At 59.5% G+C, this 14,534-nt stretch carries 13 protein-coding genes; 10 read left to right on the top strand and 3 right to left on the bottom strand.

Features of this window, described 5'->3' with window-relative positions:
• Nucleotides 1-3 precede the first annotated feature (3 nt).
• From EX00_RS11650 to EX00_RS11620, 7 genes are all read left to right on the top strand, one after another.
• Nucleotides 4-1,320, top strand: a complete 1,317-nt coding sequence (locus EX00_RS11650; RefSeq protein WP_047457286.1) for an ABC transporter substrate-binding protein — start codon at nt 4-6, stop codon at nt 1,318-1,320.
• A gap of 141 nt (nt 1,321-1,461) precedes the next feature.
• Nucleotides 1,462-2,334 carry a carbohydrate ABC transporter permease gene (locus EX00_RS11645; protein WP_007699090.1) on the top strand — a complete coding sequence of 291 codons (873 nt, stop codon included), beginning with the start codon at nt 1,462-1,464 and terminating at the stop codon, nt 2,332-2,334.
• 1 nt (nt 2,335) lies between these two features.
• Nucleotides 2,336-3,178, top strand: coding sequence for a carbohydrate ABC transporter permease (locus EX00_RS11640; protein ID WP_047457283.1), 843 nt, complete (start codon nt 2,336-2,338; stop codon nt 3,176-3,178).
• Between the two features lie 11 nt (nt 3,179-3,189).
• Complete coding sequence (locus EX00_RS11635) at nt 3,190-4,188, top strand: ABC transporter ATP-binding protein (protein ID WP_047457278.1); 999 nt, start codon at nt 3,190-3,192, stop codon at nt 4,186-4,188.
• 123 nt (nt 4,189-4,311) lie between these two features.
• On the top strand, nt 4,312-5,793 hold the full coding sequence (locus tag EX00_RS11630; RefSeq protein ID WP_047457275.1) for a mannitol dehydrogenase family protein: 1,482 nt from the start codon (nt 4,312-4,314) through the stop codon (nt 5,791-5,793).
• A 99-nt stretch (nt 5,794-5,892) separates the two neighbouring features.
• Nucleotides 5,893-6,567 carry an HAD family hydrolase gene (locus EX00_RS11625; RefSeq protein ID WP_047457272.1) on the top strand — a complete coding sequence of 225 codons (675 nt, stop codon included), beginning with the start codon at nt 5,893-5,895 and terminating at the stop codon, nt 6,565-6,567.
• Nucleotides 6,568-6,587: 20 nt separating this feature from the next.
• The gene (locus tag EX00_RS11620) at nt 6,588-8,171 is read left to right on the top strand and encodes an FGGY-family carbohydrate kinase (protein ID WP_047457269.1); all 1,584 of its coding nucleotides are present in this window, start codon (nt 6,588-6,590) and stop codon (nt 8,169-8,171) included.
• A gap of 375 nt (nt 8,172-8,546) precedes the next feature.
• Here the strand turns inward: EX00_RS11620 and EX00_RS11610 are convergent, their stop codons facing one another.
• A complete protein-coding gene (locus EX00_RS11610; protein ID WP_047457264.1) occupies nt 8,547-9,596 on the bottom strand; it encodes a porin in 1,050 nt (349 codons plus the stop codon).
• A 665-nt stretch (nt 9,597-10,261) separates the two neighbouring features.
• Nucleotides 10,262-11,113, bottom strand: a complete 852-nt coding sequence (locus EX00_RS11605; RefSeq protein WP_047457261.1) for a MurR/RpiR family transcriptional regulator — start codon at nt 11,111-11,113, stop codon at nt 10,262-10,264.
• A gap of 254 nt (nt 11,114-11,367) precedes the next feature.
• Here EX00_RS11605 and EX00_RS11600 point away from each other — a divergent pair, with 254 nt between their 5' ends.
• Nucleotides 11,368-12,081, top strand: coding sequence for a sulfate transporter family protein (locus EX00_RS11600; protein WP_047457258.1), 714 nt, complete (start codon nt 11,368-11,370; stop codon nt 12,079-12,081).
• A gap of 20 nt (nt 12,082-12,101) precedes the next feature.
• Here the strand turns inward: EX00_RS11600 and nth are convergent, their stop codons facing one another.
• Entirely contained in the window at nt 12,102-12,881 is a 780-nt protein-coding gene (gene nth, locus EX00_RS11595; protein ID WP_047457255.1) for an endonuclease III, read from the bottom strand.
• A gap of 22 nt (nt 12,882-12,903) precedes the next feature.
• Here nth and EX00_RS11590 point away from each other — a divergent pair, with 22 nt between their 5' ends.
• Together EX00_RS11590 and EX00_RS11585 are read left to right on the top strand one after the other, a co-directional pair.
• Nucleotides 12,904-13,407 carry a DUF2244 domain-containing protein gene (locus tag EX00_RS11590; protein WP_047457252.1) on the top strand — a complete coding sequence of 168 codons (504 nt, stop codon included), beginning with the start codon at nt 12,904-12,906 and terminating at the stop codon, nt 13,405-13,407.
• Nucleotides 13,408-13,489: 82 nt separating this feature from the next.
• Nucleotides 13,490-14,362 (top strand): methylated-DNA--[protein]-cysteine S-methyltransferase, encoded by an 873-nt coding sequence (locus tag EX00_RS11585; RefSeq protein WP_047457250.1) that lies wholly within the window; start codon nt 13,490-13,492, stop codon nt 14,360-14,362.
• The last annotated feature ends 172 nt before the right edge of the window (nt 14,363-14,534 follow it).

Below are 14,534 nucleotides of genomic sequence, written 5' to 3'. Positions count from 1 at the left end.
GATATGAAATTGAAAACTTTTCTGCTGAGCGCCTGCTCGGCCCTGATGTTTGCCGGAATGGCGTCCGCCGAAACGCTGACGATAGCGACGGTTAACAACGGCGACATGATCCGTATGCAGAAGCTTACGGATGCTTTCAAAGCGAAGAACCCTGACATTGACCTTCAGTGGGTTACGCTCGAAGAAAACGTGTTGCGCCAGAAGGTCACGACCGACATTGCCACCAAGGGCGGCCAATACGATGTGCTGACCATCGGCACCTATGAAGTGCCGATCTGGAGCAAGCTCGGCTGGCTGGCGCCGCTCGACAAGCTCACCGCCGACAAGACCTACGACGTCGACGATCTTCTCCCGGCCATCCGCAGCGGCCTGACCACCGACGGCAAGCTTTATGCCGCGCCGTTCTACGGCGAAAGCTCGATGGTGATGTACCGCAAGGACCTGTTCGAAAAGGCCGGCCTGAAGATGCCGGACGCGCCGACCTGGACCTTTATTGCCGATGCTGCCCGCAAGATCACCGACAAGAGCCATGAAGTCTACGGCATTTGCCTTCGCGGCAAGGCCGGCTGGGGCGAGAACATGGCGTTCCTGACGGCAACGGCCAACTCTTTCGGCGCCCGCTGGTTCGACGAGAAGTGGAAGCCGCAGTTCGATCAGCCGGAATGGAAGAGCACGCTCGACTTCTACGTCAAGCTGATGAAGGACGCCGGCCCTCCGGGCGCGTCGTCCAACGGCTTCAACGAGAACCTCTCGCTGTTTCAGACCGGCAAGTGCGGCATGTGGATCGACGCGACGGTTGCCGCCTCGTTCGTATCCGATCCGAAGGAATCGAAGGTTGCCGACAAGGTCGGCTTCGCTCTGGCGCCGGATAACGGCCTCGGTAAGCGCGGCAACTGGCTCTGGGCATGGAACCTCGCCATCCCGGCTTCCTCGAAGAAGACCGAAGCTGCCGAGAAGTTCATCGCCTGGGCAACCGGCAAGGACTACACCAACCTTGTCGCCGAGAAGGAAGGCTGGCTGAACGCTCCTCCCGGCACCCGTTCCTCGCTCTATGCGAATGCGGATTACCAGAAGGCTGCTCCCTTCGCCAAGATGACGCTCGACTCGATCAACTCGGCCGATCCGACCCACCCGACCGTCAAGCCGGTCCCGTATGTCGGCGTCCAGTTCGTGGCCATCCCTGAGTTCCAGGGCATCGGCACCGCCGTCGGCCAGCAGTTCTCCGCTGCCCTTGCCGGCCAGATCACCGTCGATGCCGCTCTCAAGGCTGCGCAACAGCTGACCACACGCGAAATGACCAAGGCTGGTTATCCGAAATAATCAACCTCTTGAGGATGGCGGGAAGTGCCCCCGGGTGCTTCCTTCCCTTGGCCGCCGAATGCCTGAATGCTCTTCGGCGGCCCCTTTATCCAGCCGGTCTACGGCCACCTTTCCCGCTCAAAAGATAGGTCGGTACTTGCCATGGCAACGTTACACACCCGTTCTGCTGCCCGCGTCATGATGACGCCGTCGGTTTTGCTGCTCTTCGCGTGGATGATCGTCCCGCTGGTGATGACGATCTACTTCTCGACGCTGAACTACAATCTCCTGTCGCCCGGCGCGCATGATTTCATCGGGTTGCTCAATTACGAATACTTCGTCACCGACCCCGCCTTCCTGAACTCCCTGATCGTGACGCTGCTGCTGGTCGGCGGCGCGCTCATCATCACCGTGGTCGGCGGCATCGCTCTCGCGCTCCTTCTCGATCAGCCGATCTTCGGCCAAGGCATCGTCCGCATGCTGGTGCTTGCGCCCTTCTTCGTCATGCCGACGGTCGCCGCCCTCATCTGGAAACATATGTTCATGAACCCGGTGAACGGGCTCCTGGCGCATCTGTTCAAGTTTTTCGGGCTCGATCCGCTGACCTGGCTGGAGACCGTGCCGCTATTTTCGATCGTCATCATCGTCGCCTGGCAGTGGCTGCCATTCGCAACGCTCATCCTTTTGACCGCATTGCAGTCTCTGGATGAAGAGCAGAAGGAAGCCGCCGAAATGGACGGCGCCGGCGCGGTCTCGAAGTTCATCTACATCACCCTGCCGCATCTGGCCCGCGCGATCACGGTCGTCATCCTCATCGAGACGATCTTCCTGCTCTCCGCCTTCGCCGAGATCCTGGTCACCACCAATGGCGGTCCCGGCACGGCGACGACCAACCTCACCTATCTCGTCTATTCGCAGATTGTCCTGTCGCAGGATGTCGGCGGCGCATCGGCGGGTGGCATCATCGCAGTCATCCTCGCCAATATCGTCGCCATCTTCGTGATGCGCGCGGTTGGCAAGAACCTGGAGGCCTGAGATGGCACGCAATGTCTCTACACGGCGCAAGGTGGTCGTATCGGTGGCGGCCTGGGCCGTCGCGCTCCTGATCTTCTTCCCGATTCTCTGGACGATCCTGACCAGCTTCAAGTCGGAAGGCGATGCGATTGCCTCGCCGCCGCAGTTCCTCTTCTTCCACTGGACGCTGGAGAATTATTTCGAGGTGCAGTCGCGCTCGAACTATTTCCTCCACTTCGCCAACTCGGTGATCATCTCCTTCGGTTCGACGATCCTCGGTCTGATCATCGCGGTTCCCGCCGCCTGGGCCATGGCGTTCTCGCCAACCAAGCGCACCAAGGACGTGCTGATGTGGATGCTGTCGACCAAGATGATGCCGCCGGTCGGCGCCTTCATTCCGATCTACCTGCTGTTCCAGGGTTTCGGCCTGCTCAACAGCCAGTTCGCCAGCCGTGTCGGCATGGTCGTCGTGCTGATGCTGATCAACCTGCCGATCATCGTCTGGATGCTCTACACCTACTTCAAGGAAATCCCCGGCGAGATCCTAGAGGCGGCCCGCATGGATGGGGCGTCGCTGGCGAAAGAGATCATCTACGTGCTGACGCCGATGGCGATCCCGGGGCTGGCCTCGACGATGCTGCTCAACATCATCCTGTCGTGGAACGAAGCCTTCTGGACGCTCAACCTCTCGTCGGTCGACGCAGCACCGCTCAGCACCTTCATCGCCTCCTATTCCAGCCCGGAAGGTCTGTTCTACGCCAAGCTTTCGGCGGCATCGACGATGGCGATCGCCCCGATCCTGATCCTCGGCTGGTTCAGCCAGAAACAACTCGTACGCGGCCTGACCTTCGGCGCGGTTAAGTAAGGAAGACAAACATGGGTAGCATTGTCCTTAAGAAGGTTTCTAAGGTCTTTGGCGAAGCCAAGGTCATTCCTTCCATCGACCTCGAGATCAATGAAGGCGAGTTCGTCGTATTCGTTGGCCCGTCCGGTTGCGGCAAGAGTACGCTGCTGCGGCTGATCGCCGGCCTGGAGGATGTCTCGGGCGGCCAGATCCTGATCGACGGCAAGGACGGCACCAATCTGGCGCCGGCCCAGCGCGGCCTTGCCATGGTGTTCCAGTCCTATGCGCTCTATCCGCATATGAGCGTCCGCAAGAACATCGCCTTTCCGCTGAAGATGGCGAACATGCCGCAGGCCGAGATCGACAAGAAGGTCGCCGATGCCGCACGTGTTCTCAATCTCACCGATTATCTGGAGCGCAAGCCGCGCCAGCTTTCCGGCGGTCAGCGCCAGCGCGTCGCCATCGGCCGCGCCATCGTGCGCCAGCCGAAGGCCTTCCTGTTCGACGAGCCCCTGTCGAACCTCGACGCCGCGCTGCGTGTCAACATGCGCCTCGAAATCAGCGATCTGCACCATCAACTGAAGACGACGATGGTCTATGTGACGCACGACCAGGTCGAGGCGATGACCATGGCCGACAAGATCGTGGTGTTGAACCGCGGCAATATCGAGCAGGTCGGCTCGCCGCTGGAGCTTTACAAGAGCCCGCGCAATCTCTTCGTCGCCGGCTTCATCGGCTCGCCGAAGATGAACTTCGTTACGGGCGCCTATGCGCAAAACCTCGGCGCCGACACCATCGGCGTTCGTCCGGAACATGTGCTGCTGTCGACTGAAAGCGGAGACTGGCAGGGCCGGGTGAACCATGCCGAACACCTCGGCTCCGACACCTTCCTGCACATCGAGGCCGATGGCATCGGCGCCATCACCGCGCGCGGAACCGGCGATTTCCCGGCTCGTGCCGGTGATACCGTCTACATGACGCCAGACAAAACCAGAATCCACCGCTTCGACGGAAGCGGACTGGCGATCTAAGCCGGGCGAATGCCATTCAACCCAGGCCCACATCTGTCGATGCAAGCGGGCCGGGGTCATTCCAACCGGAGCGGCTCTCCCAAGCCATCCGGAGCAAAAAGACCTTTCAGAAGGACTTGAGACATGACGTGCAAACTATCGCTCGCAACGCTTCAGGAAGCGGCCGCAACCGCTGCTATTCCGGCCTATGATCCGAAGTCGCTATCGGCGGGCATCGTTCATTTTGGCGTGGGCAACTTCCACCGCGCCCATCAGGCGATCTATCTCGACGATCTTTTCAATATTGGCCAGGACCACGATTGGGCGATCATCGGCGCCGGCGTACTGCCCTCAGACGCTGCCATGCGCGAAAAGCTCGCTGCCCAGAATTTCCTGACGACGGTGGTCGAGCAGGACAACAACCGCACTGCGGCCCGCGTCACCGCGCCGATGGTCGACATCCTGCCGGTCGGCGATGCCGAGGCGATCATCGCCAAGCTTGCCGATCCTTCGATCCGCATCGTCTCGATGACGATCACCGAGGGGGGCTACTTCATCGATGCCTCCGGCAAGTTCAATCCGGCTCACCCCGCAATCGTTGCCGACGGCCAGAACCCGGATGCGCCGAAGACGGTGTTCGGCCTTGTTGTCGCCGGCCTCAAGGCCCGCCGCGCTGCCGGCTTGCAGCCTTTTACCGTCATGTCCTGCGACAACATTCCCCATAATGGTGGCGTTACCAAAGCCGCCATCGTCGGCACGGCAAAGCTTTCCGATCCGGCTTTCGCCGAGTGGATTGCCTCCAATGTTGCCTTCCCGAACGGCATGGTCGACCGCATCACGCCGGCAACCGGCGCGCGCGAAATCGATCTCCTGAAAAGCGCCTTCGATATCGAGGACAATTGGCCGGTCTATTGCGAAGAGTTCAAGCAGTGGGTGCTGGAAGACAATTTCCCGGCCGGCCGGCCGGCGCTGGAAAAGGTCGGCGTCACCTTCGTGCCGGATGTGACGCCCTATGAGCACATGAAGATCCGCATCCTCAATGGCGGCCATGCAGCCATCGCCTATCCGGCGGCGCTGATGGACGTGCATTTCGTGCACGAGGCGATGGAAGAGCCGTTGATCCGCGCCTATCTCGCCAAGCTCGAGAATGACGAGATCATTCCCGTCATTCCACCGGTGCCGAACACGGTGCTGGCCGACTATTTCAAGCTGATCGAGCACCGCTTCTCCAATCCGAAGATCGCCGACACCATTCCGCGCCTGGCGCAGGACGGCTCGAACCGCCAGCCGAAATTCATCCTGCCGTCGACGGCCGATCGTCTTGCCCGCAATGAGGACGTGGTGGGTCTCGCCCTGGTTTCGGCGCTCTGGTGCCGCTACTTCGCCGGCAAGACCGACAGCGGTCAGGACATCGTCTTCAACGACGCCAGTGCCGACCGGCTGCATGCGGCAGCGCTGAAGGCCAAGGACGATCCGGCTGCCTTCCTCGTCTTCGACGATATCTTCGGCGATGTCGCCAAGTCGGATCTTTTCCGCAAGCGCTTTGCGCATGCACTAAAAACGCTGTGGGAAAAGGGTACCCGCGTCACCCTGCAGCTATACCTCGACAACAAACTCGCGGATTAATTGTCTGTCGGCCGGGGCGCTCAAGTCCCGGCCGATTTTTATGGCCAGGCCGGCGCTCGAAAGAGACGCGGCCGAAACAGGGTTCGGGTTGGATCTGCTATGACGAATGCGGAGAAGGGACTCGTAATCTTCGACTGCGATGGCGTGCTTGTTGACAGCGAGCCGCTGTCCGTCAGCGTGCTCATCGACGCCATGCGCGATGTCGGCGTGGATATGAGCGAGGAGGATGTCTACAGCCGCTTTCTCGGAAAGAGCCTCGCCACGCTTGTCGATACGCTGGAGACTGAGTTCGACGTCTTCATCGACCAGGCCTTTCTCGATCGCATCCGCAACGACCTTTACGAACGATTCCGCCAAGAGCTGAAGCCGATCGATGGGATTGCCGAGACGCTGGACGCGCTTACCGTTCCGCGTTGCGTCGCCTCTTCCAGCCAGCTGGAGCGCATCCGGCTCTCGCTTGGTGTCACGGGCCTTCTGGAGCGGCTGGAGCCAAATATTTTCAGCGCGAGCATGGTCAAGCGCGGCAAGCCGGCGCCCGATCTCTTCCTTTATGCTGCCGGTCAAATGGGGGTCGCGCCGAAAGACTGCATCGTCGTCGAGGACAGCCCGGCCGGCATCATGGCGGCGCGGGCGGCGGGCATGACTGTTTTCGCCTTCACCGGTGGTTCGCATGCGCATTCGCCAAGTTATCGGTCGGAATTGGAGCGGCTTTCGCCCGAAGTGGTGTTTGACGCGATGCCGGATTTGATACACCTTGTCCGCAACAAGAGATAAGCGGACGGGGCCCCTTCTGTATGCGTGATCATGTGGTTGCGGTCGATATCGGCACTGGCAGCGCGCGCGCTGGCGTGTTCACATCAGGCGGCGCCCTGCTCGCAAAGGGCGAACACCCGATCCTCATGAACCGCCCGCGTGAGAACCACGCCGAGCATAGTTCCGAAAATATTTGGGCTGCGGTTTGTTCGGCCGTGCGCAGTGCGGTTACCGTATCGGGGGTCGATGCATCCGTCATTGGCGCCATTGGTTTCGACGCTACCTGTTCGCTGGTGGTGCGCGATATAGAGGGCAAGCCGCTCACGGTTTCGACCGGCGGCGAGGACCGGTTCGACACCATCGTCTGGCTCGATCACCGCGCGCTTGCCGAGGCGGATTTCTGCACGGCGACAGGGCATCAGGTTCTCGAGCATTCTGGCCACTTCATGTCGCCGGAGATGGAGATGCCGAAGCTGATGTGGCTGAAGAAAAACCTGCCGCGGAGTTGGGGCAAGGCTGGTTACTTCTTCGATCTCGCCGATTTTATGACGTGGAAGGCGACCGGCTCGCTGGCGCGTTCGCGCTGTACGCTGACGGCGAAGTGGAATTATCTTTCCCATCGCAGGCCCGGCTGGCAGGCGGATTTTCTCGATGTGATCGGCCTTGGCGACCTGCGTCAACGCGGCAACCTGCCGGAAGAGACCGCGCCCGTCGGGCAAAGCGTGGGCATGCTGACCGCGCAAGCGGCCGAAGCCCTGGGGCTCGACCGCGAATGCCACGTCGGTGCGGGAATGGTCGACGCCTATGCCGGAGCGCTCGGTGCGCTCGGCGGCCATGCCGGCGACCACGATGCGCTGGAGCGTCAGCTAGCGCTGATTGCCGGCACGTCGAGCTGCATCGTCGCCTTCTCGCGCGAACGCAAGCGCAGCACCGGACTATGGGGTCCCTATTACGAAGCCGTATTTGCCGACACATGGCTGGCCGAGGCCGGCCAGTCGGCGACCGGTGCGCTGCTGGATCATATCGTCGGCATGCATGCGGCCGGCGGCGAACCGACGGCTGCGCTGCACGACCGCATTGTCAAGCGCATAGCCGAACTGCGTGCCGCCGAGGGTGATGCCTTTGCCGAGCGTATCCAGGTGCTTCCGGATTTTCATGGCAATCGCTCGCCGCTTGCCGATCCGCACGCGGTCGGCGTCATCAGCGGCCTGACGCTCGACACCTCCTTCGATGGGCTCTGCCGTCTCTATTGGCGCACCAGCGTCGGCATCGCGCTCGGCATCCGCCATATCCTCGAGAAGATGCATGACTATGGCTACGTGCCCGACACGCTGCATGTCGCCGGCGGCCATGTGAAGAATGCCGTGCTCATGGAGCTCTATTCCGACGTCACCGGCTGCAAGGTGGTGGTACCGAAGATGAACGAGGCGGTGCTTTTGGGAACGGCGATGGCGGCGTCCGTCTCCTGCGGGCTTTATAAGAGCCTCGCGGCGGCTGGCGCGGCGATGTATTCCGGCGGTCACGAACGCCTGCCGAACCAGCAAAAGAAATCGCTCTATGATCGCGATTACCGGCGATTTCTTGCCATGTACCGCCATCGCACCGAGCTGGATTCGATGGAGTAAGTCGCTGTCGACCGGACGGAAACCGCAGCACATTTTTCTGGAATTGCGCTAGGTGTTTGATCCTAAGCTTTTGACCTACGCTGAGAAGCTGCAGTACGAGGGATATTTACGCCGTCAGGAAACGAACGAGGCGGTCCGGGAGTTGTCTAAGAAGGGAACCTCAATTCGGCAGATCATGCGGCAGGCCGGCCATAGCCGGAAGCTCGCTCGCGACGTCTTGAGAGGCCAGCGCCTCGATGTCCTCCGAACACGGCCAAGACCGCGGGATATCATGACTTTTAGAATGAAAATCAAAAGGAAGGTCCGGAGGGAAACCGGACCTTCCTCCCTTTCTGATCGGAGGTCTAGTTCAGATCAGATTAGATCTGAACAGGCTTAGAAGCTGCGCTGGAAACGCAGGATACCAGCCCACTGGTCCTGATTGATGGAGTCCCAATTGGTGTAGGAGACTTCCGGCTCGATCAGGAGGTTCTTAACAGGGTTCCACTTGACGTTCGTCGTAGCGGCGAAGGTCTTGTTGTCGGTGTAGGCGAGCTGCAGGTTCCACTTCAGCTTTTCGTTGATCGGAACGCCAACGCCGCCCCAAACAGCCCAATCGCCCCAGCTCTGGCCGATCGAGTCGCCATTCGCATACTTGTTCAGCTTGTCGCCGTCCGTGTTCCAGCCGCCCATGACGAAGGCCGAGAGAACGCCGAAGTCAGCGTCTACACGAGCCTTGATGGCGCCTTCTTCAACGATCGAGTCGTAACCACCAACGAGCTTGAAGCCCCATGCGCCAGCCTTGTAGCCGAGACCGGCGACAACGTCAGGAGCGTAATGATCAGAGCTGTCTTCGCCGTTGACGCCGGTTGCGCCAGCGCCGGAGTTGCTGTCTTCCAACGAGATTACAGCCGTGAAGCCGTTGCCGGCGTCATAGTTGTAGGTGATCTGGTTCAGCTCGTACGGGCCATCACCGATGACGTCGTCGTTGATAACGTCGCCAGCATAACCGGTGAAGACGTTGAACTGTGAGTCTTCCTTACCGACCGTGAAGCCGCCGAGGCTGATGCTGGCGTGCAGCAGGTTGGTGCCGGTCGCGTTACCTTCTTGCCAGTCCCAACGAATTTCGGTGTTGGTCTTCAAAGGACCATATTCGGTGTCCGTAGCTGTCTGCAACTGCAGCTCGGCGCGGGTGTGCCACAGCGTGCCGTAATGCGAGTCCGGGCTGTAGGCGTCGTACCACTTACCTTCGGTACGAACCTTACCGCCGATCTTGAGGCAGGTTTCCGTGCCCGGGATAAAGAAGTAACCGGCACCGTATGCGTCGCAGATGCGGACGTATTCCAGGGGCTCCGGCTCAGCAGCAACGATAGCGTCAGCCGCGTGAGCACCGGAAACTGCTACGAGTGCAGCAGCGGAGCCGAGAAGAAGGCTCTTGATATTCATTTTTTCTCCAATCTGATTGCCGGATCAGAACAACGTCGGTGACTAACCGCCACGTTCCATCTATCCAGCTGTTCCCTCTCGCGGAACGTCACAAGATGTCCGCGCAGGCAAACTAGCGAGGGCATGCCGGCTTCGAAATACAATAGTTTCCTATGTTTCTGTAATTCTCGACGTAAAAGTGTCATAGATGCAAAAATACATCAGACTATGGCAATATAGATAAGTCTACCATAGTATATTTTTCGAGATACACTTAATAAACATACCAGATGTATATAATTACCCTTAAAAATCGCCAATATAATAAGTATGCATTACAAATTATATTGTTTTTTTCTTTGATTCGGTCCATTAGGTCTCGGGAATCGGACCCGCCAATATCGAGCAAGCGCTCCGCGAATGATGATGTCGGAACGGCACTTTGCGGCTGCACTCGATGAGTGACTGGAGAAAGGCTTCGAGTGGTTGAGGAAGCCATGGACGTCCGCATGACGTCAGCGCTGGCCGTCCCGGAAGGGCGAGAACCGGCCGTCCTTGTGGGGAGGAGATAGCTAGAGTCGGATGATTTTAGGTCGACTCGACTTAAAAAATTGAATCCGCTCTACAATCAAATAAGGAGAGCATGATGTCGTCCGAAAACTGCTTACACTTTTCGGCATCATGCTCTAACGAAGCGGCGTGTAGGTAAACATGCCTTCCAGCTCTTCGATCTTTCGGATGCGCTTTTCCGCCTCTTCGCCCGCCGCCTGAATGACGGCGGAAGCCAGGCATTCGAGGAGTGCTGTCATCGCGGAGAAATCGCTGCTGCTGCCGATGCGCAGGGGCGGCAGCGCGAGCGTGATATTGGCGAACTCATGCGCCCATTCGGTATACTGGCTGGTAATCAGCAGCACCTTGTAGCCGGTGCGTCGCGCGGAACGCGCCAGCAACCGCGATGTGATGAAGCGCGGCGAGTCGATGATCACCACCAGAGCGTCGTTTCCCTGGCGGCCGAACAGCTCGATATAGCTGCCATTGGCGCCGTCGAGGAATTGCACATGGTCGCGGGCGAATTCGAGACGGTCGCTAAAATGGCGTCCAAGGCCCGCAAGACTAAGATGCGTGGCAACGAAGATCTCACTGGAGGACAGACACGACGCCACGGCGTCCAGCCATTGTGGCTGGCTGGTGAGATGGTAGAGATGCTGCAGCATCTCGACCTGTTCGGCAATCTGGCCGGCGAGTGAAAGACCCTCATAGGCATCCTTCTGCAACTGCTCGAGAACGTTCGGCAGTTGCAGCGTCACCGACGGAACGTTTTCCTTCAGGTGGACCTTGATCCCGTCCAGGCCCTGATAGCCAAGCGACCGCAGGAAGCGCCCGACGGTCATCGGGCTCAGCTCCAGCCTGTCGGCCACGGAGGAAGCGGTTTCGAAAGGCAACTCGTTCAAGTGTTCGGAAAAATACTTGGCTATTCGGCGCTCGGCGGGAGTGCCGCTCTTCATGTATTGTCTAAGCTTGTGGCCAAGGTCTTCCAAATGTTATGCCTCGCTAACGGTTCATCCGACCTGCTATCGCGCCGATTGCGTGAACAATCGGAGAGCGTGCAGGCTGCTGAAGTCGTCGATCATGTTTAGGTTGTTGTTTTTAATATGACGCCCATAATATATTAGCTAATTCTTTATTACAATAATTCAATTTCCCGCAATCCGCGCCCGCATGCCGGGAAGATATTGATATATTTGCAATCGTTACCTACCTCTCGGGTGTATCCCCAGGAGACATCGAACGAATGATCATTGATGCCGCGCGCCTTTCCCTCGCCAATCTCTTTGCCGCCGAAACGCGCAAGGTTTTCTGGAAAGTCCTCGGCCTGACATTGCTGGCGCTCGTCGTCCTGTGGTTTACGCTTCGCGGCACCTTCATCGCCTTTGCGCTGCCCTGGCTGCAGAGCTTCATGCCATCCGCGCCGGACTGGACGAGTTGGCTTACCTTGTTTCTGGGGATATTGGCCGGCCTCGGTCTGGCGCTGGCATTAGCGCTGCTGATCTCGCCGGTGACGGCGCTGATCGCGGGCCTGTTTCTCGATGATGTCGCCGATGTGGTGGAGAAGCGGGATTATCCGGCCGATCCGCCGGGAAAGGCTCTGCCCTTCGGTCCGGCGATGAAGAGTTCGCTGAAGTTCCTCGGCGTCGTGATCGTCGGCAACCTCATCGCGCTGCTTCTGCTTTTCATTCCCGGCGTCAACCTGGTGGCCTTCTTCCTGGTCAATGGCTATCTGCTCGGCCGGGAATTCTTCGAATTCGCCGCCATGCGCTTTCGTTCACCGGAAGAGGCGCGGCAATTCCGCATCAAGCATGCGTTCACCGTCTTCCTTGCGGGACTGGTGATAGCCGCCTTCCTCGCCATTCCCATCGTCAATCTTCTGACGCCGCTGTTCGCCGCGGGGATGATGGTGCATCTGTACAAGCTGATTTCCCGGAAGGAAGCGACACGCCGCGTCTGAGCGCGGCCACGATCGCTACTCTAATTGGCGGCCTCGGCGGCGATCGGTTGCTGCGGTAGCTCGACCAGTGGCGCCGGCACATCGCAGATCTTTTCCGGCGAACGACAGAGGTCGGCGATGACGCAACGCTCGCATTCCGGCTTGCGCGCCTTGCAGACATAGCGCCCATGCAGGATCAGCCAGTGGTGTGCATGGTAGAGATATTGGTCCGGGATCACCTTTAACAGCCGCTGTTCGACCTCGTCCGGCGTCTTGCCGGGGGCTAGCAGCAGGCGGTTGGCGATGCGGAAAACATGGGTGTCGACGGCAAGCGTCGCATGGCCGAAGGCCATCGACATCACCACGTTGGCGGTCTTGCGACCGACACCCGGCAACGTCATCAGCTCCTCGCGCGTCTGCGGCACTTCGCCATCGAAATCCCGCAGCAGTATCTCCGACAATGCCACGACGTTCTTCGCCTTGTTGCGGTAAAGGCCGATCGTCTTGATGTAGTCGCGGATGCGATCCTCGCCGAGATCGAGCATCTTCTGCGGCGTATCGGCGGCGGCGAACAGGGCACGGGTCGCCTTGTTGACACCGACATCGGTCGCCTGCGCCGAGAGAGCCACGGCAACGACGAGGGTGAAGGGGTTGACGTGCTCCAGCTCCCCCTTCGGCTCCGGCCGCTGGATGGAGAAGCGGCGGAAGATCTCCTCCAGCTCCGCCTTGGAGTAAGGACATTTGAAAGCCGGCTTGCGGCTTGCGGTCGCATTTGACTTTTTCATGTTTTGAGCGCTGGATTTGATCTTGGGGTTTGCCATGAACGACCTATACTCAAGACCCATGATGGAACGCAACGCCGATCCGGGCGCCAACAACAGCAGGCCGGTTTTTGCGGCTGAATTGTTTCCTCATCGCTCCCTGGGGCGAAAGGGGTTCAGGGTTATGCTGGCGCTGATGGGTACGTTCTGCCTGGTCTACGGCATCCTGTTCGTCATCCGCGGCGCATGGCCGATCGGCATCTTCTTCGGCGCGGATTTCTTTCTGCTCTACGGCGCCTTCTGGCTGAACTACCGGTCGGGCCGAGTGCGGGAAGAGGTAACGGTGTCGCGCACCGATGTCTCGATCCGCAAATTCTCGCCGTCGGGCCGCATGGTCGAGCATCGTTTCAATCCCTTCTGGACACGCTTCCTTGTTCGCCGCCACAGCGAGATCGGCGTGGTGTCGATGCATGTCCGCGACAGAAGTCATGACACCGATGTCGGCTCTTTCCTCAATCCGGAAGACCGCGAGAGTTTTGCCAAGGCATTCAAGCGCGCTTTGGCGACCGTGACTCAAAGGATATAGCTCGCTTGGTAACGCCTTTGCGCAAGAAACGGGTGGTTTTGCTCCTCTCTTCATGGTGTTCTCCTTGTTAAGGAGAAAGATTATGAATGCCATTGCACAGTTGAAGAAAGACATCACGCCGGAAGGACCGGACTACGATACCGTTCGCCGGGTGATCGAACTCATCACCGAGGATTATCGCGACCAGCCGTCGCTGGAAGCGATCGCCGACAGGCTCGGGCAGTCACCGACCCAGTTGCAGAAAACCTTTACCCGCTGGGCCGGTCTATCCCCGAAAGCCTTCCTGCAAGCCGTGACGCTGGATCACGCCAAGCGGCTGCTGCGCCAGGAAGACTTGCCGCTGCTAGAAACCTCGTTCGAGCTGGGCCTTTCCGGCCCGAGCCGGCTGCACGATCTCTTCGTCACGCATGAGGCGATGTCGCCGGGCGAATGGAAGGCGAAGGGCGGTGGGCTGGTTATCCGCTACGGCTTCCACATCTCGCCATTCGGGCTTGCCCTGATCATGGTCACTGACCGTGGTCTTGCCGGCCTTGCCTTCAGCGACACTGGCGACGAGAAGGCTTGCCTGGAGGATATGACCTGCCGCTGGCCGAATGCGCAATATGCCGAGGACCTGCAAGCGACCATGCCCTATGCGGCGCGGATTTTCGAGCCCTCGAAATGGTCGGGTGATCAGCCGTTGCGCGTGGTGCTGATCGGCACGGATTTCCAGGTGAGGGTGTGGGAAAGCCTGTTGAAGATCCCGATGGGCCGCGCCGTCACCTATTCCGACATCGCCAGGGATATCGGCCAGCCGACGGCAATGCGCGCTGTCGGCGCCGCGGTCGGCCGCAACCCGGTCTCCTTCGTCGTCCCCTGCCATCGCGCGCTCGGCAAGAATGGCGATCTCACCGGTTATCACTGGGGCCTGACGCGCAAGCGGGCGATGCTCGGCTGGGAGGCGGGGCAGGCTTGAGGTTTTTGCTCTTCAGAGATCTTGAGTTTGCCGTGCCTCTGGCACCCCCCTCTGTCACTTCGTGACATCTCCCCCACAAGGGTGGAGATCGTTGGGAGGATGCCGCCCCTTTTCGTTAAACAACGAATCTCTGTTTCAGCAGGCACAATGTCAGTTTGAGGCAAATACGTGC

Source organism: Martinezella rhizogenes (assembly GCF_000799715.1).
In the GTDB taxonomy this organism is placed as follows: domain Bacteria; phylum Pseudomonadota; class Alphaproteobacteria; order Rhizobiales; family Rhizobiaceae; genus Rhizobium; species Rhizobium rhizogenes_C.
Note: the sequence above shows the minus strand (reverse complement) of the source record. Positions and strands in the feature narration are given on the sequence as shown.